13 protein-coding genes and 3 pseudogenes are annotated in these 21,155 nt (G+C 71.4%); 8 read left to right on the top strand and 8 right to left on the bottom strand.

Annotated features, from left to right (window positions below; translation table 11 throughout):
* Positions 1-234 precede the first annotated feature (234 nt).
* The 3 genes from I003_RS0124560 to I003_RS0124570 are packed head-to-tail and all read left to right on the top strand — an operon-like array spanning position 235 to position 3,958.
* Positions 235-1,857, top strand: coding sequence for an amino acid adenylation domain-containing protein (locus I003_RS0124560; protein ID WP_027773939.1), 1,623 nt, complete (start codon positions 235-237; stop codon positions 1,855-1,857).
* Positions 1,854-3,155 carry a membrane protein gene (locus I003_RS0124565; protein WP_027773940.1) on the top strand — a complete coding sequence of 434 codons (1,302 nt, stop codon included), beginning with the start codon at positions 1,854-1,856 and terminating at the stop codon, positions 3,153-3,155. The genes I003_RS0124560 and I003_RS0124565 overlap by 4 nt, the downstream gene beginning before the upstream one ends.
* Before the next feature lie 26 nt (positions 3,156-3,181).
* Positions 3,182-3,958 carry an enoyl-CoA hydratase-related protein gene (locus I003_RS0124570; RefSeq protein WP_027773941.1) on the top strand — a complete coding sequence of 259 codons (777 nt, stop codon included), beginning with the start codon at positions 3,182-3,184 and terminating at the stop codon, positions 3,956-3,958.
* A 226-nt stretch (positions 3,959-4,184) separates the two neighbouring features.
* On the opposite strand, the pseudogene I003_RS35145 reads toward I003_RS0124570, so the two are convergent.
* Positions 4,185-4,507: pseudogene (locus I003_RS35145) on the bottom strand (hypothetical protein); the annotation flags it as partial.
* A gap of 11 nt (positions 4,508-4,518) precedes the next feature.
* Here I003_RS35145 and I003_RS33105 point away from each other — a divergent pair.
* Both I003_RS33105 and I003_RS33110 read left to right on the top strand, forming a co-directional pair.
* Positions 4,519-5,201 (top strand): annotated as a pseudogene (locus tag I003_RS33105) (sensor histidine kinase); the annotation flags it as partial.
* A gap of 2 nt (positions 5,202-5,203) precedes the next feature.
* Positions 5,204-5,676 (top strand): annotated as a pseudogene (locus I003_RS33110) (response regulator); the annotation flags it as partial.
* A gap of 506 nt (positions 5,677-6,182) precedes the next feature.
* Here I003_RS33110 and I003_RS0124605 read toward each other — a convergent pair.
* The 7 genes from I003_RS0124605 to I003_RS33115 all read right to left on the bottom strand — a co-directional run bounded on the left by I003_RS0124605 (position 6,183) and on the right by I003_RS33115 (position 13,628).
* Positions 6,183-7,082, bottom strand: coding sequence for a ThuA domain-containing protein (locus I003_RS0124605; RefSeq protein ID WP_486584367.1), 900 nt, complete (start codon positions 7,080-7,082; stop codon positions 6,183-6,185).
* A gap of 147 nt (positions 7,083-7,229) precedes the next feature.
* Positions 7,230-7,934: a phosphotransferase gene (locus I003_RS0124610; RefSeq protein ID WP_027773947.1), complete on the bottom strand. Its 705-nt coding sequence runs from the start codon at positions 7,932-7,934 to the stop codon at positions 7,230-7,232.
* Positions 7,935-7,960: 26 nt separating this feature from the next.
* Complete coding sequence (locus I003_RS0124615; protein WP_027773948.1) at positions 7,961-8,629, bottom strand: DNA polymerase ligase N-terminal domain-containing protein; 669 nt, start codon at positions 8,627-8,629, stop codon at positions 7,961-7,963.
* Positions 8,630-8,913: 284 nt separating this feature from the next.
* The gene (locus tag I003_RS0124620; RefSeq protein WP_027773949.1) at positions 8,914-10,896 is read right to left on the bottom strand and encodes a GAF domain-containing protein; all 1,983 of its coding nucleotides are present in this window, start codon (positions 10,894-10,896) and stop codon (positions 8,914-8,916) included.
* Positions 10,897-10,910: 14 nt separating this feature from the next.
* Positions 10,911-11,966, bottom strand: a complete 1,056-nt coding sequence (locus tag I003_RS0124625) for a branched-chain amino acid ABC transporter permease (protein WP_027773950.1) — start codon at positions 11,964-11,966, stop codon at positions 10,911-10,913.
* The gene (locus tag I003_RS0124630; RefSeq protein WP_027773951.1) at positions 11,963-12,832 is read right to left on the bottom strand and encodes a branched-chain amino acid ABC transporter permease; all 870 of its coding nucleotides are present in this window, start codon (positions 12,830-12,832) and stop codon (positions 11,963-11,965) included. Before I003_RS0124630 ends, I003_RS0124625 begins: the two co-directional genes overlap by 4 nt.
* A gap of 64 nt (positions 12,833-12,896) precedes the next feature.
* On the bottom strand, positions 12,897-13,628 hold the full coding sequence (locus I003_RS33115) for an ABC transporter substrate-binding protein (protein WP_486584368.1): 732 nt from the start codon (positions 13,626-13,628) through the stop codon (positions 12,897-12,899).
* Between the two features lie 234 nt (positions 13,629-13,862).
* Between I003_RS33115 and I003_RS0124640 the strand changes: the two genes are divergently transcribed.
* The 3 genes from I003_RS0124640 to I003_RS33120 are packed head-to-tail and all read left to right on the top strand — an operon-like array spanning position 13,863 to position 21,099.
* A complete protein-coding gene (locus I003_RS0124640; RefSeq protein WP_486584369.1) occupies positions 13,863-16,877 on the top strand; it encodes a TnsA-like heteromeric transposase endonuclease subunit in 3,015 nt (1,004 codons plus the stop codon).
* Positions 16,874-18,037, top strand: a complete 1,164-nt coding sequence (locus tag I003_RS0124645; RefSeq protein WP_037721621.1) for an AAA family ATPase — start codon at positions 16,874-16,876, stop codon at positions 18,035-18,037. Before I003_RS0124640 ends, I003_RS0124645 begins: the two co-directional genes overlap by 4 nt.
* Positions 18,034-21,099 carry a LysR family transcriptional regulator gene (locus tag I003_RS33120; RefSeq protein ID WP_051368449.1) on the top strand — a complete coding sequence of 1,022 codons (3,066 nt, stop codon included), beginning with the start codon at positions 18,034-18,036 and terminating at the stop codon, positions 21,097-21,099. The genes I003_RS0124645 and I003_RS33120 overlap by 4 nt, the downstream gene beginning before the upstream one ends.
* Positions 21,100-21,155: the final 56 nt, after the last annotated feature.

The following is a 21,155-nucleotide window of genomic DNA, read 5'->3' on the forward strand; positions in this document are numbered from 1 at the left end:
ACTATTCACTACAAATAGCACGGGTGTAAGCAGAATTCAATAAGGCACCTCTTATTGACCCTTGTCACACGCGATGCGACAGTCATCCCGCGACCGGTCGTTCAACGCTCAATAACTCGAACACCGGTGGCGTGTGCGCACACGGCCACTTCCGCACGGCTCTCGACCACTGCCCATCCGACTCCGCGTGCCCGCCGCCGGCGGGCGCGGAGCCTGGACTGCCAGGAGGCTTCTGTGCGTTTGACGCATGCGCACGACACCCACGCTCTCGCGACAGCCACGAACCACCTGCCCGACGCCGACCGCCGGCTGTTCCGGCAGTTCGGCCGGGGCCCCGCGATCACGCCGCGGTACCGGCTGATCCACCGGCCCATCGAGGAGCACGCCGCCGCCCGGCCCGATACCGTCGCCGCCGAGCACCTGGGCGATGCCCTCACCTACGGCGAACTCGACCGGCACGCCGAGCGGCTGGCAGCGGTGCTGCACGCCTGCGGCGTCGGCGCAGGCGACGCCGTGGGGGTGTTCCTGCGCCGCTCGCTGCCCATGCTGGTCGGCTTGGTGGGGACGCTGAAGGCGGGCGCCGCCTACGTGCCCCAGGACGTCGGCGCGGCCCCGGTGGCGCAGCTCCGCCACGTGATGCGCGCCGCCCGGACGAAAGTCGTCCTGACCGTCTCGGACTTCGCCGGCCTGATACCGGTGCCCGAGGGAACCGTCCTGGTCAACGTCGACGAGGTGATGTCCGGGAAACTCCCTCCGAGCCCGGTGCCCCCGCTCCGGAACCGGCCGGACAGGCAGCGGCCCGCGGTTCCCGACGACCCCTGCTACGTGCTCTTCACCTCCGGCACCACCGGCACCCCCAACGGCGTCGTCGTCACCCACCGCAACGTCTGCAACATCCTGCTCACCGAGCCCGGCAGCCTGGGCATCCGCCCCGGCCTGCGCGTGGCTCAGCTCCTCAACATCGCCTTCGACATGGCCTCCTGGGAGATCCTCGGCTGCCTCGCACACGGCGGCACGCTGCTCATCCGGGGCCGCGACATCGCCGCCACCGCGGAGCGCGCCGACGTGCTGATCGCGACCCCGACCGTGCTGAGCCGGATCGACCCGGCCCGCTGCGCCCGCGTGCGTACCGTCGCGGTCGCGGGCGAGCCCTGCCCCCTGCCGCTCGCCGACGCCTGGGCCGCGACGGCCGCCTTCTACAACTGCTGCGGTCCGACCGAGACCACCATCGTCAACACGATGCACCGGCACACGCCGGGCACCGGCCTCACGATCGGCCGCCCCACCCCCAACAACACCGTCTACGTCCTGGACGAGCGGCTGCGCCCGCTGCCCATCGGCGAGGTGGGTGAGATGTGGGCCGGCGGCGACTGCGTCTCGGCCGGCTACCTGAACAATCCGGACCTGAACGCGGAGCGGTATGCGCCCGACCCCTTCACCGGCGGCGGGCGGATGATGTTCCGCACCCGCGACCTGGGCCGCTGGACCCCCGACGGTGAGCTGGAGCACTTCGGGCGCACCGACGACCAGGTGAAAGTGCGCGGCTTCCGCGTCGAGCTCGACTCCGTCTCCGCCGTGCTGGAGTCCGTCCCCGGCTGCCGGCAGGCGGTGACGCTGCAGCGGGACGGGCGCAGCCTGGTGTCCTTCGTGACCCCGGCGGACGTGGACACGGACGCGGCACGGCGTGCCGTCGCCGCGGCGCTGCCGTACTACTGCACACCGGCGGAGGTACACGCCCTCGACGCACTGCCCGTCACCGCGCGCGGCAAGACGGACAAGGCGTTCCTGCGGCGCCTGGCGACCGCCGGCCCGGTGGCGGCTCCCGCCGCCACCCTCACGCAGGGGGCCGGGTTATGACGGCCCCGGCCGCACAGGATGCCGCCACCCGCATCCGGGTGCCGTCCGCGCCCGGGGAGGTGCGGCTGCCGCCGCGCACCGGAGCGCTTCGCCGCGCGTTCACACACCCCCGCCTGATGCACTACAACCGCCTCGCCGCCGGCGTGCTCGCCGGGAACCTCGCGGCGGCCACGGCCGGCATCACCCGGGGATGGTGGGACGCGCGAACACTGTCGTACATGGCGCTGGCGAACGTCGCGCTGGCCGTGGTCATGCGCAACCAGTACGTCATCAACCTCCTCTTCCGGGTCGCCACCTCCGCCCCCACCCACTGGCCGCTGAGGATCCGCTGGACTCTCGGCAAGGTCTACCACTTCGGCGGCCTGCACGTCGGCGGCGCTCTGTCCGGCTCGCTCTGGTTCTGCGCCTCGGTGGCGGCCCTGACCGCCGAGGGAGCCGGCGCCGCGGTGCTGTCGGTGAGCTACGCGCCGCTGCTGCTGCTCGCCACCATGCTGGTGACGGCGCTGCCGCGGATCCGTACCCCGCGCCACGACCTCTTCGAGCGCACCCATCGGTTCGCCGGCTGGGCGGTTCTCGCCCTGCTGTGGGCGCAGGCGGTGCTGACCGGCTCGGCGGTGGCGCTGTGGGTGCTGGCGGGCATCACCGCCAGTATCGCGCTGCCGTGGCTGCGGCTGCGCAAGGTGCCGGTCGGGATCACCCGCCCGTCGTCGCACGTGGCGCTGCTCCGGTTCAACCACGGCGAAACGCCGTTCGCCGGGTCCTCCACCGCGGTCAGCCGCAGCCCTCTCCTGGAGTGGCATTCCTTCGCCAACGTCCCCGCTCCCGGGGAGGAGGGATTCCGCCTGACGGTCTCCCGCGCCGGGGACTGGACGGGCAGGCTGATCGACGACGCGCCGGAGAAGGTGTGGGTCAAAGGCATCACCACGGCGGGCGTCGCCAACATCGAACGGCTCTTCACCAAGGTGGTCTACGTCGCCACCGGCAGCGGCATCGGCCCGTGCCTGCCACACCTGCTGGCCCAGCAGGTCCCGGCCACCCTGGTGTGGTCCACCCGCAGCCCCCGCCCCACCTACGGGGACGGGCTCGTCGACGAGATCCTCGCCGTCCAGCCCGACGCGCTCATCTGGGACACCGACGAGCGGGGCAAGCCGGACATGGTGCGCCTGGCGTACTGGGCCTACGAGAGGTCCGGCGCCGAGGCGGTGATCTGCATCTCCAACAAGAAGCTCACGTGGCGGGTCGTGCACGCCCTCGAAAGCCGCGGCATCCCCGCATACGGCGCGATCTGGGACTCATGACCGCACACGGACATCAGGAGGCAGCAGTGGAACACGTCAAGATCGAGCGGGACGGGAAGGACGGAGCCGTGGTGACGGCCCGGCTGCACCGGCCCGAGGTGCTCAACGCGCTCAGCAGCGCGCTGATGGAGGAACTGACCGGGGCGCTCGCCGCACTCGACGACGACCCGGACGTCGGCTGCTTCATCGTCACCGGCTCCGCGCGTGCCTTCGCCGCCGGCGCCGACATCCGGGAGATGGCGACGAAGTCGGCGGTCGAGATGGCGGAGGAGGACTACTTCTCCGGCTGGGACGCCTTCTGCGCCCTGCGCACCCCGACCGTCGCGGCGGTCAGCGGCTACGCGCTGGGCGGCGGCTGCGAGCTGGCGATGATGTGCGACCTCATCGTCGCCGCCGACTCCGCGGTGTTCGGCCAGCCGGAGCTCGCCCTCGCGGTGATCCCCGGCATCGGCGGCACCCAGCGCCTGATCCGGGCCGTGGGCAAGGCCAAGGCGATGGACCTGATCCTCACCGGCCGGACCATGGACGCCGCCGAGGCCGAGCGGGCCGGCCTGGTCGCCCGCGTCGTCCCGGCGGACCGGCTTGCCGACGAGGCATACGAGGTGGCGTCCGCGATCGCGGCCCGCAGCACCCCCGCGGTACGAGCCGCCCGGGAGGCCGTCGGCCGGGCGCAGGAGGTGCCGCTGCGGGAGGGGCTGCTGTTCGAACGGCGGCTGTTCCACGCCCTGTTCGCCACTAGCGACCAGAAAGAGGGGATGCGCGCCTTCCTGGAGAAGCGCGAGCCGCACTTCACCGGCCGGTAGTCGCCGGCGTACCGCGGCGGGCGTCCGTCCGCCGCGGTACGCACCGCCCCCCTCCGCGCGGGGTCAGCTCCCGGCTCCTGCCCGGCCCGGCCGGGCCACGGAGGAGCCGCGGGGACCGCGGTGTGCCGGAGGCCGACAAGGTTCTCTCCGCCACATGACCGGTCAGCCGGCCCGGCGCCATGGGGGGCGAAGCCGGCACCGGCCTTCGCGGGGCCGGCCGCTGCGCTCAGGCCAGGGCGAAGTAGCGCAGCCACACGTACAGGCCCGCCAGTGAGACGGTGACGGCGGTGACGATGAGCCCGTAGCGGCTGAACTTCCAGAACGAGATGTGGTGCCCTTCTCCCACTCCACATCCTTGGCGATCTCGCCGGGGCGCCGCCGGGAGGCGGCCAGGAGCACCAGTCCGCCGGTGATCGCCACCACCGAGGGCTCCATGTGGAGTGTCGTGTGGAGAACGAAGGCGACCATCACGAGGACGACGACCGCGCCGCTGACGACGAGCAGGCGTACGTCCTTGATGGCGTCCCGTTCGCGAAGCTCCATCACCGCCATATCGGGAGGCCGGGACGGTCCGGTACGCGCGACGAATGCTCGACCGGCTGGAGGCCGAGCGGGCCGACAGCAGCGCCGTGGCCCTGTCCGCGCAGGAAGACGAACGCCAGCGGATCGCGCAGGAACTGCACGACGAGGTCGGCCAGACCCTCACCGCCGTCCTGCTCGAACTCAAGCACGTGGCGGACCATGCCCCGCCCCTGCTGCGCAGCCAGTTGCGGCAGGTCCAGGAGACCACCGGGGGAGCCTCGACGAGATCCGGCGCATCGCCCGGCGGCTGCGCCCCGGCGTCCTCGACGAACTGGGGCTGAGCACCGCGCTGACCGCACTGACCCACGAGACCACCGCCCACGCGGAGATCGCCGTCACCCGCCACTTCGACCAGGCGCTCCCGCAGCTCAGCCACGAGACCGAGCTGGTGATCTACCGCGTGGCGCAGGAGAGTCTGACCAACATCGTCCGGCACGCCGAGGCCCACCGCGTGACGCTCAGCCTCGGTGCCGACGCCACCGGGCTGCACCTGCGGATCGCGGACGACGGCAAGGGCCTGGGCGCCTCCCCCGGGGGTGCGGGCATTCGCGGCATGCGCGAACGCGCCCTCCTCATCGGCGCCCGCCTCACCCTGAACCAGCGACCCGGCAACGGTACCGAGGTGCACCTTCGGGTGCCGGCCCCGCAAAGGAGCCCCTGACCATGCCCGAGCCGCGGCCCATCCGGATCCTCCTCGCCGACGACCACGCCCTGGTACGCCGCGGTCTGCGGCTCATCCTCGGCGGCGAACCGGATCTCACCGTGGTGGCCGAAGCGGGGGACGGCGCCGAGGCCATCAAGCTGGCCCGCGCCAACCGTCCCGACGTGGCGATCCTCGACATCGCCATGCCCGCCCGACGGGGCTGCAGGCCGCCCGCGAACTCTCCGGCCAGCTCCCCGGCCTGCGCACTCTCATCCTGACCATGTACGACAACGAGCAGTACTTCTTCGAGGCGCTCAAGGCCGGAGCGTGCGGATACGTCCTGAAGTCCCTCGCCGACCGCGACCTCGTCGAGGCGTGCCGGTCCGCGGTACGCGACGAGCCGTTCGTCTACCCCGGAGCCGTCAACGCACTGATCCGCAACTTCCGCGAGACCTCCGCGTCGAACGAGGACACACAGTCCGACGCCCTCACCGTCCTGGGAAGCGGCCTGCGGAGAGGAGGCCGCTACGGCATCCAGACGATAGGTGCAGCCACTGGGACAGAACCTTGACGGATTCCGACGCCCTGCCCCGGCCCCATCGACGATCAGCCCACGCTCCGGACGACCCCGCCGTTCTTCTTCTCGGCCGGCCACTGCCTGATGAACCGGCCCTGGTGCTCACCCCCGAGCAGGTTCCAGTCGTGGCCGTGCCTCATGGGCTTCCCGTAGTCGCTGTACGCCCACGCCACGGGCGGCTGAGGAAGAGGCCCTGACCGCCGCGCAACGCGACTTCCTGGCACAGGGCCTGGCCCGGACATCCCTCCGGGATCCGCGGCCAGCCCGTGACCGGCCGCCCCCGTGCCGGAAGCGGGCACCCGTGTCCGGCACCCCCGTACCGGGAACGGGCAAGGGGCCCGGCGACCACCACCCAGGTCCGCCGGGCCCCTTCCACCGTGTCGTGGGGGCCGTGGCCGGTGCCGCTGTTCTTGATCAGGCGGTTACGGGTTGCACTTGCTCGCGCCGCCCTTGCCGGCTGCCCAGCCGATGCCTCCGGCGAGGTGCTTGACGAGGTGGTTGTCCCCGCCGTTTTCCGTGTAGGACTCGGCGAAGTGCCCCATCCCGGTCACCCAGATGCGGCCGCCGTCGTACCGCTTGCACCAGGAGATCGGGTGGTCCTCGCCCATCGCGTTCGGGCCGGGGTCGTACGACTCCTCGTCGAGCGTCGCCAGGACCCGCGCGTCGCCGCGCACGCTGCGGGCGAAGTTGTAGTGCTCGTCGCCGAAGGCGAACTCCGCGGGCAGGTCGCGCGTCGAGGGGTGGCGGCGGTCCGCGACCTGCACCGTGGCGACGTTGTCCAGGTCACTGGCGGCGTGGCCGGTCATCAGCGTGCCGACCGCGCTGTCGGCCCCGCCGTCCCACCAGTCCCAGGTGGTGACGCCGGCGCCCATGTCGACCGCGTTGTGGTTGGCGGCGATCCCGCCGCCGGCACGGACGAACCCCCTGATCGCGGCGCGCTGCTCCTCGTCCCACAGCGGGCCCGGACGGTCGCCGCCGAGCCACTGCGACGAGGCGTTGAAGAGGAAGATCGCGTCGTATCCCGCCAGGTTCTCCGGAGTGAAGACGCGCGGGTTCGCGTCCGGATGGTCGCAGGTGCCGGCGGCACCGCCGAGCCCGTCGCAGTCCTCGTGCACCCAGGAGACGCCGGACTCGTCCAGCGCCTTCTGGACCGGGCCGATCCCGCCTTCGATCGCGCCGGCGTGGCGGTACCCGGTCGTCCCGGTGTAGATCAGGACCTTCGGCTCGTCCTTGGCCTCGGCAGGTACGGCCGTCACCGCGGCCAGACCGAGCGCCGCCACCGCCAGCAATGCGCGGTGTACGCCTCGTCGTGCGTCACGCATGACACTCCCCTCGCCTCTGGTGTCTTCATCAACTACGGCCCCATTTCGCGGACATGTCAAGATGACACCGGCCGGGCACGGGGGGGGCCGCCCTCCCGGACGTGCGGGACGCCGGACGCCCCCGACGGCGGGCCGGCACGGCGCCGGTCACCCGGCGGGCGTCAGCGCGCGTATCAACTCCACGGCGTCGTCGAGCAGATCCGTCTCGCTCTCGCTCATGGCGGGGTCCGCCGCCCGTCTCTTCCGGGCTTCGGTGAGGCATCCGGCGCCGGCGTCCGCCTGGACGACCGCGGGACCGAGGCGGGTGAGCAGTGCCGCGAGCACGGCGCCGGCCCGTGCCGCGGGAGCGTCGGGGCCGACCGCGGCCTGCGCCAGTATCAGGGACGACATCGACCGGTCCAGACCGGGCGGCCCCTCCTCGGTGTTGCGCCAGTCGATCACCACCGGCCCTTCCGGGGTCAGCATCACGTTGTCGGGGTGCAGGTCGAGGTGGAGGACGCGGTGGCCGGGACCGGCGGTTGCCGGCGGGGGAAGGGTGTGCAGACGGTGCAGCAGGCCGGCGAGCACCGCCCCCGCTTCCTCTGCCGTGATCGTGTCCCGCCGCAGCGCCTGGAGCATGGACGGGCCCCGCAGACGCTGCATCACGAGTTCGGTGTGCGCCGCCCTGCCGGGTGCGGCGGCTTGCGTGTGCCGAAGCCGGGGCACCGGGTACCCGTGCTCCGCGAGACGGGTCATCACGGCTGCTTCGGCGGTGGTGTCGGTGCCGTCACGGTATCGGCGAAGTACCCAGTGGTCGTCGAGGGCGAATACGTCCGCGCTGCGGCCGGAGCCGAGGAGCTCACCCGTCTGCATGGCCGGACCCTACCTGCCACCGGGGCTCACCCGCGCCCGCCGCCGTCCGGGTCCCAGCGGGGCGCGTCCGGCGCGGCGGCGACCTGGCGCAGCGTACGGCCGCTGCGTGCGGAGCGGGCCCGTTGCGGGTCGGGGGTACCGCCGGCGCCGCGTCCGTGTCCGGTCCGTACGAGCAGCCAGGCCGGCTTCTCGCCGGAGCCGTGGTCCCGGTCGCCGCGGAAGCGGGTGAGCGCGTACCGGCCGCGCAGCTTACGGCCGTGCAGTTCGAAGACGGCGTGGCCCTCGTCGAGGGCCTGGCCGAACGGCACAGGGCGGTGGCGCCTGTCGTGGCCGGCCGGCAGGTAGGTGCCGTGGTCCCAGACGATGACCGTGCCGCCGCCGTACTCCCCCTCGGGGATCACACCCTCGAATTCCAGGTACTCCAGGGGGTGGTCCTCGGTGGGGATGGCGAGCCTCTTGTCCCCGGGGTCGGTGGAGGGCCCCTTCGGGACCGACCAGGACTTCAGCACCCCGTCGACTTCGAGGCGGAAGTCGAAGTGGACGGTGCTCGCGTCGTGGATCTGCACCACGAACGCCGGCTCCTCCTCCGCACCCGGCGCGGCGTCGCCGTGCGCGGCGCGTGCGCCGCCCGGCTCGCCCGTCCTGTCGAAGTGCCGCTTCTCGCGGTAGGTCCGCAGCCGGTCGTTCCTGTTCACGACAGCCCCTCGGGTCGGCTCGCTCGTCCTGTTCGGTCGGGTGCCCCGCCGCGCGTCCGCGGCACGTGCCGTCCCTGCCATCATCACCCGCCGGGCCGGGGTGTGCAGGCGTGGTCGTTCCTTCACCGTCGGTGGCCGCGCCCGGTGGGCGCCGGGCCGTCCCCGGCGGCTCCGCCCGGGGGCTCGTACGCGCACCGCCCGGCACTCCTCCGGCTCCTCCACGGCACAGTTCTGGGGTCTTGGTGACCTGCGCCGACGACATGCCCGACCGCCGGCCGGGCACGTCACCCCGGATCCGCGGCGGGGGAGAGCATCGCGTGCACCTTCACCGCCAGGTGCGCCTGGAGCCCGTGGTCCCCGTGCCGCCACTGCGGGCCCAGCAGCGCGGTGATGCGGTCGATGCGCTGGTAGAGGGTGTTGACGTGGACGTAGAGCGCGGCCGCGGTGCGGGTGAGGTTGGCGTCGCAGGCGAAGTAGGTCGTCATGGTGCGGGCCAGGTCGCCGCCGCGGCGCTCGTCGTAGTCGAGCACGGGGCCGAGGGTGCGGCGCACGAAGCGGCGCAGCTCCTCGCGGCCGGTCTGGTGGAACAGCAGGCCGTAGACCCCGAGTTCGTCGGGTGAGGCGCCCTCGCCGTCGCGGTCCAGGGCGAGCAGCACGTCCAGGCAGCGCACCGCGTCCGGGTGGGCTTCGACGAGGGTCTCCAGCCCCGCGGACGCCGCCGCGGCCCCGACGGTGACCGGCGTGTCCAGGGTGCGCCGCAGGTGCTCGGCCAGCGCACGGGCCTGCGCCCCGGGGTCCGCGTCGCCGGACAGCAGGACGACCACGTCGCCGTGGTGCTCGCCGGCCAGGCCGCCGTGGCGGGCCGCGTAGGGTGCCGCGGCGTCCGCGATGCGCCGGCGGGAGGCGCCGTTGCGGGAGCGGGCGGTGAGCACGGTGTGCGGACGGCCGTGGGCGATGCCCATCAGGGCGGCCCGGCGGCGCAGCCCTTCGGGATCGCGGTGGGGGGACGACAGCAGGTCGTCGAGGAACTCGCCGCGCAGCCGGTGCTCCGCCTCGGCCACGGTCCGCTCCCCGAGCAGCAGCAGCGCGGTGACCATCGCCGCCCGCTCCAGCAGCCGCACGTCGTCGGCGCCGATGCGGCGGCAGAGCAGCAGCAGGACGCCCTGCACCTCGCCGCCGGCGACCACCGGGGTGGCGCAGGCGGCGGAGCCGCCGCCGGCGGCCGGCACGCGGCGCGTCCTGCGCGCGTCGGTGCTCAGCACCCGGGCCTCGCGTACGGCACGCGCCGCCGGACAGGAGTCGGGCAGCGCGCCCTCGGCGCGGGCCTGTTCGACGACCGGATCGCTGCCGGCCGCCGCCATGGTGCGCCCGCACGGGTCCAGCACGAGCAGGCCGCCGCCGAGGACCTCCGCGAGGGTGTCGGCGACATCGCTGAGGCCGCCGCCGTCCAGGACGATCCTGGTCAGCCGCTCGTGCAGGGCCGCGGCCCGTTCGATGGACTCGCTGTGCGCCTGGATGACCGCGTTGGCCTCGGTGAGTTCGTCGACGGTGCGGCGCACGTCCTGGAAGAGGGTGGCGTTCTCGATGGCGATGGCCGCGTGGTCGGCGAGGGACACCAGCAGCGCCACCTCGGCGGGCGAGAAGGGGCGGGCCCGCCGGTTGGCGGCGAAGAGCACGCCGATGACCCGCTCGCCCAGGGACAGGGGAACGCCCTGGATCGCGGTGACCCCTTCGCCGCCCACGGTGTCGTCGATGGTGTGGTCGAAGCGCGGGTCGTTGAGGTAGTCCGGGGTGTGGTACGGCACGCCCGTCTTGGCGACGAGGCCGCCGAGCCCCGCGCCCATCGCGAGCCGTACCTGCTTGAAGGCGTCGGTGCGGATGCCGTCGGTCACGCGCATGTAGGTGTCGCCGCGGTCGTCGTCGTTGAGCATGAGGTAGGCGGCGTCGGTGCCGATGAGCTGGCGGACGCGGCGGACGATCGCCTGCAGCACGGCCTCCAGGTCGCGCAGCGAGGACAGGTCGCCCGCTGTCTCGTACAGCGCGGCGAGTTCCGCCTCGCGCCGGCGGCACTCCGCCAACTGTGCGCGTACCGCGAGGGCGTCGTCGACCAGGGGGCGCAGCGCCTCGGCGGTCTCGCCCTGCGCGCCGGCGAGCAGCTCCTCGTAGTCCGCCCTGGACGCGCCGTCGCGCAGGAGCCGCAGCAGGCGTTCGGCCGCCCGGCCGGCCGCGCCTGCGCCGTGGTCGGTGCCGGGCAGGTCCGTGGCCATCGCGGCCTCCTCCCTCACGGCTCCTTGAGCAAAGAGCGCTCCGGCCGGTCGCCGGCGGCGGGGTCACGCACCGTACCGTTCCCGGAGCCGGCGGACCGCATACCCGCGCCGCCGGGGCGCGGCTGGAGCAGGGACGACACGGTTCCCCAGATGCCGCGGCGGAACAGCAGGACGACGAGGATGAACAGGCTGCCGGTGACGATCCCGACCTCGTCGAACCCGGAGGTGGACAGCCAGTCCTCCAGCCGCACCACGGCAGCGGCGCCGAGCAGGCTGCCCCACAGGGTGCCGATGCCGCCGAGCACCGTCATGACGACGACCTTGCCGGAGGTCGTCCAGTACACCTCCTGCAGCGAGGCGAACCCGTGGTTGACGGCGTACAGTCCGCCCGCGAGCCCGGAGAGGAACGCGGAGACGGTGAAGACGACCACCTTGTAGCGGTCGACGGAGTAACCGAGCGCCCGGGCGCGCGCCGGGTTGTCCCGCACCGCGGTCACGACGCGGCCGAACGGCGAGTGCACGATGCGCCAGGCGGCGGCCAGCCCGGCCAGGACCAGGGGCAGCGCCGCGTAGTAGTAGACGAAGGAGTCCGACAGGTCGAGGCCCGGCAGGTCGCGCGGGATGCCCTGCAGGCCGTTCTCACCGCCCGTGAGATCCCCCCACTGGTTGGCGATGAAGTAGATCATCTGCGCGAAGGCGAGGGTGACCATGGCGAAGTAGATGCCGCTGCGGCGTACGGCGAGCAGCCCGATGGGTACGGCCACGACCGCCGCGGCCACCGCGCCGCCGGCGACCGCGACCGGAAAGGGCACGCCGGCGTGGAGGGCGATGAGCCCGGTGGTGTACGCGGAGGTGCCCCAGAACGCGGCGTGGCCGAAGGACAGCAGCCCGGCGTGGCCCAGCAGCAGGTCGAAGGCGACGGCGAACAGGCCCCAGCAGAGGATGTCGGCCGCCACCGGCGGATAGAGCACCCAGGGCAGGACGAGGACGGACACGAGGCCGGCGGCGAGCAGCCCCCAGCGCAGCCAGGCGGGCCTGGCGTGGAGCCGGTCGAGCAGGGCGAGGATCATAGGGCGTGTTCCTCCTTGCCGAAGAGTCCGGCCGGCCGGACCAGCAGCACCACGGCCATCAGCAGGAATATCGAGGTCTGCGAGAGGACGGGGACGTAGAGGTTGCCGAGTGCCTGGAGCATGCCGATGGCGAAGCCGGCGACCACGGCGCCGGGGATCGAGCCGAGCCCGCCGATGACCACGACCGCGAAGACCGCGATGATCAGGTCCGCGCCCATGCTTGAGTTGACCGCGCGCATCGGTGCGGCGAGCACCCCGGCCAGCGCGGCGAGCGCGACGCCGAACCCGAACACGGGCGTGACCCAGCGGCCGGTGTCGATGCCCAGCGCGCGGGTCAGCTCGGGCCGTTCGGTGGCGGCGCGCACCACCGTGCCGATACGGGTGCGGGTCAGCAGCAGCCATACGCCCAGGCAGACGACGGCCGCGGTGCCCAGGACGAAGACCTGGTAGGCGGGGTAGTCGAAGAGCCCGAGGTCGACGGAGCCGGGGAAGGGGCCCTCGTCGTACGGTCGGGACTGGGCGCCGTACTTCATGCGCATCAGGTCCTGGCAGACCAGCGCGATGCCGAAGGTGAGCAGGAAGTTGTAGAGCGGGTCGAGGGCGGCGAGCCGGTGGATGAACAGCCGCTCCAGCGCCATGCCCGCCACCGCCGCGGTGAGCGGCACCAGCAGCAGCGCCCACCAGAACCCGAGTCCCGCGGTGTCCTGGAGGACCACCGCGCCGAACGCGCCCAGCATGTAGAGCGCGCCGTGCGCGAAGTTGACGACGTGGAGCATGCCGAAGATGACGGCGAGGCCGAGGGCGAGCAGGGCGTAGAAGCCGCCCGAGACCAGGCCGTTGAACGCCTGTTGCAGGAAGGAGGTCATCGTGGTTCCCGTCCGTCCGCCGCAGCCCGGGCCGGATCCGCGGGCTGCGGCCGTGGGTCGCCGGTCAGGGCATCGAGCAGTCGGGTGAGGGCGGACCGAACGCCTTGCCGGCGGGGATGGTCTCCACCTTCTCGGTGAAGTCGCCTTCCCTCTCGCTGTCCGCGGGGTCCTTGACCCGGGCCAGATAGGCGTCGTGCACGACACGGTGGTCGGCCGCGCGCACCTCGGCGTTGCGGGCGAAGAAGTCGTCGAACTCCATGCCCTCCAGCTCCTTGTTGACCTCCTCCGGATCGTCCGTTCCGGCGCGCTGCACGGCCTCCAGGTAGTGCGTGGCGGCGGAGTAGTTGGCGGCGTGGTCGAACGTCGGCCACGTGCCCGCCTCCTTCCGGAACCGCTCGGCCCACTGCCGCGACTCCGCGTCGAGGTTCCAGAACCAGGCGGAGGTGAACATCGTCCCGGCGAGCTTGTCCTGCCCGATCGCCTTGATGTCGGTGTCGAACATCAGGCCGATGGCCAGTTGGATGTCCTTGTCCTTGAGCTTGAACTGCTGGTACTGCTTCACCACGTTGACCAGGTCGCCGCCCGCCTGGAGGGTGCCGAGCACGTCGGGCGCGGGCTTCTTCGCGGACGCCTTGAGCAGGAAGGTGGAGAAGTTGTCGTGGGGGAACGGCGTCGGGTCCTTGCCGACCACCTCACCGCCGGCCTCCTCGATGGCGGTGCTGAACTCCTTCTCCATGTCCTGGCCGAAGGCGTAGTCCGGGTAGATGAGGTACCAGCTCTCGCTGTAGGTTCGCATTTCCGATGTCCCTTTCTCATTGATGGTGGCCTCTTTCTGGCCCAAGGGACAAGGCAGTGAGACGAACAGACGTCTGATCGTTCGCCCGTAGTAGTGCTGATCCCGGTCTCGATCTATGCAGCGATGTTCTCCGCCGTGATGGTGGAGATGTCTCAGCTGGTCGAGACCGGGGTTTCGCTCCCCGTTCTTGCTGCTCGGGGGTGGGGTATGTCGTGTGTGCTTGGCGAGGTCTCGATGAGTCTTCGAAACGTGGACGGGCAGATCGACGAGGACCGGCCCTGGCAGACGACGGGCGTCGATGTCTTCGAGCCTTCGGTGCCGTGGCGTACATTCCGCTGGCGGCACGGCCAGAAGCACTACTCGGGCACGTACTGGTCCTCCACGATGCGTGACCATGTCTTCTACGAGTCGCGGCTTGAGCTGACGCGGCTGCTCTACGCCGACTTCGATCAGGACGTGACGGCGGTCTTCGCCCAGCCGTTCCTCCTCTCCACCACGGTGGACGATCGGGTGCGGCGCCATGTCCCTGACTTCCTCGTTCTGCGGGAGAAGGACGTGCCGCTGGTCGTCGACGTCAAGCCGCGGCACCTGCTCACCCGGCCGAAGGTGGCCTTCGCGCTCGGCTGGGCACGCGAGGTCGTCCTGTCGCGTGGCTGGGACTTCGAGGTGTGGTGCGAGCCGCCGGAGACGGAGTTGGCGAACCTGCGCTTCCTTGCGGGCTATCGCCGCGACTGGCTGTTCGACGAGGACCTGCTCGCGGAGATCCGTGAAGCAGATCTGTACGGGGCTTCGCTCGGCGAGGCGTTCCGCGCCTTTCCACACCATCCGGAGTGGAGGGTGCGGGCGGCCGTTCTGCGGCTGCTGTGGTGTCAGCACTTCGTGTCGGATTTGGCAGTGCCTTTGTCCGAGCGCCACGAACTGTGGCAGGGGCCGGCCGCCGTGACCGGCTTCGGGAGACGCGATCTGCCCGGGCCGGTCAAGGAGCGTGAGCAGAACCTCGACGTCGTGGAAGACGAACCGGCTCATCGAGTGCAGGGGCATCGTGTGGGAGGGCATGTGAACGGATCTGCGGTACGTGTCGGGGTGGGCACGAGGCTGACGTACGACGGCGAAGTCGTCACGGTGGAGGAGATGTTCGGCTCCGCTGCCGGCAACGAGGTTCTTGTGCGTGATGGGCCGGGCCGCCGGTTCCGGTTGTCGCTGCGGGAGGTACTCGCCTCCGGCCGGGCGGCGGTCATCCCCGAAGGACCCGGCCCTGCGTCCGACGATCCGTGCGAGACCGCCTCGATTGTGCTGGCTCAGCTCACGGACGAGGAGCTGGATGCGGTGCGCGAGCGCGCCGCCCACATCAGCGAGGTTCTCTACGGCTTCCGGTCGGGCAGCGAGGAGCTGCCGGCGCCGGGCGAGCCTCGGCCGCAGTACGCGGCAACGGTGCCCAAGCTGCAGCGGTACGAGGCCAAGGCCGCTGAGCTGGGGGTGAGCGTGCGCACCATCAAGCGGTGGGTGCGGGCCTTTCTGCTGGACCGGGAGGCCGGTCTGGTGCGCGGCGGGCCGGATCGCGGGGACGGCACCATGGGCGGGCTCGGGCGGGCCGATCCGCGGTGGGTGGAGATGGCCCTGGAGATCATGGCTGAGCACGGGAAGGATTCGCAGCCGACCCGGGCCAAGGTGATCCGCGTGATCGGCCCTCGCCTCAGCGCCCGCTACGGCGAGGACGAGGTGAAGCTGCCGACCCGTGCGACGGCGTATCGGTGGCTTGAGGAGCTGGAGCGGCGGCGGCCGACCTTCAGGTTGAGCACGAAACGCAACCGGGACATCGCCGCCCGGCCGCGCGGCGCGTACGGGAAGCTGCGTCCGACGCGGCCGGGCGAGTACCTGCTGATGGACACCACGCGTCTGGACGTCTTCGCGCTGGACCCGATCACGCTCAAGTGGGTACAAGCGGAACTGACCGTGGCGATGGACTGGTACACCCGCTGCGTCTGCGGGATCAGGGTGACCCCGGTGTCCACGCAGTCCATCGATGTCGCGGCGGTGCTGTTCCAGACCTACCGGCCCCGCCCGGCGGGCAGGGACTGGCCCGCGCACGCCGTCTGGCCTGACCACGGCATCCCCCGCGCCGTCTTCGTGGAACGCGAGGCTCTCCAGGAGGACGAAGCGAAGGGCGGTGGCGAGGCGGGAGTCGCGGGGCCGGCCCTGGTGCCGGAGACCATCGTGGTCGACCACGGCAAGCCTTTCATCAGCGAGCACATCACCTCGGTCTGCCAGCGGCTCGGCCTGTCGATTCAGCCTGCTCGCCTGCGGACGGGCCGGGACAAGGGGCCGATCGAAAGATTTTTCAGGACCCTGCGTGAGGGCCTGCTGGAGTCGCTGCCCGGCTACAAGGGCCCGGATGTGTTCTCGCGGGGCGAGCGGCCGGAGGACCAGGCGTTCTTCTTCCTCCACGAGTTGGAGGCGATCATCCGCGAGTGGGTGGCCTGTGTGTATCACGTGAGGCCCCATGACGGGCTGGTCGATCCGCAGGTCCCTGGACTGCGGTTGTCGCCGTCGGTGATGTTCGACCACGGGATCGTCCGGGCGGGCTACATCGAGGTTCCTCGTGATCCGGCGCTCGGGTTCGAGTTCCTGAAGACGGAGTGGAAGCCGCTCCACCACTACGGCGTCGAGATCCGCAAGTGCCGTTACAACGGTCCCGGTCTGGATGGCTACCGCGGTGAGACGAGCCCGTACACCGGGCCGAAGGCCAGGGGCCTGTGGCCGGTCCAGGTAGACCCCGACAACATCAACTACATCTACTTCCGCCGCCTGGACACCCGGCGCTGGCACACCCTGGAGTGGGAACACGCCCCGGCGATGAAGTTCCCGATCAGCGAGCAGGCCATCGAGCTCGCCCGGAAGGTGGCGGGCAAGAAGTACCGCTTCCCCGACGACGAGACCGCCGTCGCCGAGCTGTTGGAACGCTGGCATCTCGGCCTGGGTCTGACCATGTCCGAGCGGCGCATCGCCCTGCGCCAGGCCCGCGAGCAGTCCGCCTTCGACCTGCCGGACGCCGAGGGCGACGACGTCCGTGCGCTGCCGTCGGTCGCCCGGATCCTGGCCGACGACGGCGACGAGGACGTGGAGGAACCGGAAGCGGACGAGGTCGAGCCCTACGAGGGACAGGTGCCCAGCGATGACGACGAGGACGACGAACTCGACGGCCAGGACGCGGGCGACGACTTCTACGCCGACGCCTTGGAGGACGCGTGAGCCTGGCCCGCGACACCGAACCCGCGCGAGGCTCGGGCCCTCAGCTGGACAACCTCACGCTCTCGCGCAAGGAGGGGCTGCGAGCGCTGGCCGAGGCGCCGCCTCGGCAGAAGCCGGAGCTGCTGACGCTTCAGCAGCTGGCGGACCTGAGTGAGGCGGCGCGGCTGGAGTACGAGCACGGCCGCAGCGTGTGGCACGCCAACCTCGGACCGATCAGGACGCCGCAGCTCGAAGCCCTGCACGAGGACTTGTGGGACATCCTGGCCAGCAACCAGCAGGACGGCGACAAGGCCAAGGGCGCCGTGGCCGTGGACGCCTTCCCCGGGCTCGGCAAGACCACCGCGGTGCTGAACTTCGCGCTGAAGTACCACCGGCAGGAGATCGCGCGGGCCGGCGCCTTCACCGCCGCTGGACACGAGCGGTGGCCCGTCTGCCGGGTCGGGCTGACCAGCAACATCGGCATGAAGGACTTCAACCGGGCCCTGCTGGAGTTCTACGCGCACCCCGGCCGCAAGAGCGGCACCGCCGCGCTGTTCGTCCAGCGCGCCCTGGACTGCGTCCTTGCGTGCGAGACGAAGCTGCTGATCATCGACGACCTCCACTTCCTCAAATGGCAGGACAAGAACGGCACGGAGGTCAGCAACCACTTCAAGTACATCGCGAACGAGTTCCCGGTCACCTTGATCTTCATCGGCGTCGAGCTGGAGAACCGCGGCCTGTACTCCGAGGCCGACTCCAGCGGTGACATCACCCTCGCCCAGACCGCGCGCCGCACCACGCCCCTGACGATGGACCCCTTCGTCGTCACCGACGACACACACCGCCGCGAGTGGCGCAGCCTGCTTCTTGCCCTCGAACAGCGGATCGTGCTGAGCCGGAAGTTCCCCGGCATGCTCGCCGAGGAGCTGTCCGACTACCTCTACATCCGCACCACCGGGCACATTGGCTCGCTGATGACGCTCATCAACCGCGGCTGCCAGCGCGCCGCCCGCACCGGCAGAGAAGTCCTCGACGAGGACCTGCTGAACCAGGTGAAGCTGGATGCGGCGGCGGAGCGGGCCCGCAAGGCACTCGCGAAGAAGTTCGCCCACCGTCGCATGACGACCAAGCCCACGCGTTCGCACACACCGAGCATCCCGTCCGCGAGGACGGTGGCGTGAGAGCTGCCCGGACGCTGCCGCTGCGGCTCGCCCCGGCCCCAGGGGAGGCGCTCGATTCCTGGCTGGAGGCGATCGCCGCGCAGCTTCGCGTGCCCATGGGTGAGGTGCTGGTCTGTCTCGGGTTGCACGGGGATGGGGAGGCGCCGAAGAACTGGGCGCCGTGGATGACGCTGTTGCTGCCCGGCGAGGCAGACCGCATCGCCGTCGCCACCGGGACCGGGCTGGACCGCCTGCGCACGATGACGCTGGAGCACTTCGGCCAGCGGGCCCTCGTCGTTGACCCCGAGCGTCGTCAGGTTGATGGCTCCATCGTCTGGGGACGCGGGGTCGGCGGCGGGTCACGCTTCTGCCCGGACTGCCTCGGGGAGAACGAGGGGCGCTGGCCCCTGGTCTGGCGGCTGGGCTGGTCGTACGCCTGTCTCACCCACCGCCAACTGCTGGTGGACTTCTGTCCCCAGTGCGGCTCGCGGCAGCGCAAGCGGCCTCACCCCAGCCGCGTCATTCCACGTCCCGGCCACTGTGACGCGCTTCTTCCACAGCCAGCGGACGGGGCATCGCGTCCCCGCTGCCGGCATCCGCTCGCCGATACCGACAGCATGCGCCTGGACGCCGGGCACCCCGCGCTGCGCGCCCAGCAGGATCTGCTGGACACCGTCACCAGCGGTGTCGGGGCCTTCGGCGTCTACGCTCACGATCCGCAGCCCGCTGTGGCGGTGCTTGCCGACATGAAGGGCATCGCCCGCCGCGTCCTGTTCCACATGACCGCAGAGCGGATGACCCGTCTCGTCCCCGAGGACCTGGTCCGCGCCCACTTCCACACCCGTGAGCACAACGACAGCCTGCGCGAGGCCCAGCGGCGCGCGCCGGTGGACCCCGGACGCGTGGCTCCGGCCTACGCGGTGACCGCCGCAGCGGGAGCCACTGCCGCCTGGAGCATTCTCGGGCAAGCGGACTGCCGCCAGGCCGCTCCCCGCATGCGAGAACTCCTCGATGCCCTCGTGGACCGCGGCTACTGGGCCAGTCCCACGGTGACCCGGAACTGGGGCCGCTACACCAGCCCTCTGTTGGAGGCCGTTCACCTGAAGGCCGTCGCGCCGACCCTGTGGCCCAACGCGGCCCTGCGCTATCGCACCGCGCTGCCCGTTCCCTCCAGCCCCACGGCCACTCCCGCCCAGGTGACGGCGCGGGCCTGCAAGATCCCCGGCGTCATCTGGCCGCTGTGGGCCGTCCGCCTCAACCCCCACCCACAGGTACGTGAACACCTCGAAGCCGCGCTGGCGGCCAGCCTGCTGCTCGTGGACAGCCGGATCGAGCTCCCCTCGGCCGTCCAGAAGCTCGGCAACCTCATCGACCAGCCCATCCTGACCCATGCGCTCCAAGCGCTCCGCGACGACTCCCACTACGAGGGCAGTCAACTCGCCCTGATCCGTCTGGCCGCCTACCTCGACAGCCACGAGGTGCCCATCGACTACGCCCGCCGACGGCGCCAGGACTACACCAACCTGCTGCCCGAGAACGAATGGATCGACCTGTGCCACCGGGCCCTGATGGACCCCGGAGCCGGAGCCAGGCACAAGGTGGCCCGCTGCTACCTGTTCGAGAGGATCAGCGGTCTGCCCTACACCCGGATCCCCCACCCGCCGCGCGACAGCTCTGCCTTCCGCACCAACCGGGCGCGCTTCCCCTATATCCTGACACAGGCTGCGGCCATCGAACTCGACCAGGTCGCACGGGCGTTCCTCGACCGCAACCGGCTCGCGCACGAACCCGTGACCTGGCAGCCCCCGGCCGAGTTGCTGAACGGACTCAACCTGCCCCGGGCCGATCCCGACACCATCGACCTCGACGACCTTCACCGCCGAGTCCGGGCCGGGCAGGCCGCCACACACATCGCCGACAAGCTCGGAACCGACCTGCGCACGCTGCGCTACGTCCTGAGCGAGCACCCTCCGGCGGCGCCGAAACCGGCCCCCCGTGATCCACGAGCACGGGCGCGCGGGCGCACCAGCCTCCACGTCGCACGGCACATGATCTCCAAGGACCAGATGGAACGCCTCTACGCCCAGCAGGAGATGCCCTTCATCGCCATCGCCCGCCACACGGGCATCAACCGGAAGACCCTCGCGACGCTCGCCGAGGAATACGGCATCGCGCGACGCAACCACCGGCCCCGCGGCTCCCTGGACCCCGCGTGGCTCCATGAGCAGTACGTCATACGCCGCCGCACGCTGGCGGACATCGGCCGGGAGACCGGCATGAGCGGATCAGCGGTGGCAGCTCGTGCCCGCGACTACGGAATCCAGACCCAGAACAACCGGCAGCCCCGGTGCCCGCAGCACGACTTCGCCACCGCGCCCGAGGTCATCCAGCCCACCCTGGGCAACGCCTACGCGATCCGCCGGCTGCGCGTCTTCATCCAAGTCGTCCGCTACCCGACTCTCACCGAAGCGTGCCAGATCCACGGCATCCATCCCTCGACCCTCACCATGCAGCTCAAACGCCTGGAGACGGACCTGGGTGGCCTCCTGCTGATCCGCGCGAGTCGAGGCCGCCAGCTCGCACTCACCCAGCTCGGCCACGACGTCGTCGCAGCCGTCCAGGTCTGGGCCCACACGCTGGCGGAACAACCTCGGGAGACCTGGGCCCGCTCGCAGCGGCGCCGTCCCCGGCCAGGACGGACGAAGCGCACGAGCCGACGCCCCGTCGACGCACCGGGGGTGGACCGTTTCCCTCCGCTCCTGCAGCCAGCGGTGCGTACGTTCGCCGGGCGCCGCCGCCTGCACCGGTTCCTTCACGCCGCGCGCTACTCCACCCTGGCGGCATTCTGCCGCGACGCGGGCATCTCCCCCTCCACGCTGACCCTCCAGCTTCAGCACCTGGAACGAGATCTCCAGGGCCAGCTCCTGATCCGACGCCAGCGCGGGCACCGGATGCGACTGACCGACTTCGGCGAAAAGGTCCTGTCTGTCGCCAAGCCGTACACGGATCAGCTCGCCACCCGCGAGCGCCGAGACCTTCGGGACGAAGGCGATCAGGAGCGTCGCCGATCCGGCGCGCAGTAGCCGATGGTCCCTGGCGGGGAGGTGGCGATGATCTGTCACTAGTCTATAGTTGAAGA

The organism is Streptomyces sp. CNQ329 (assembly GCF_000482585.1).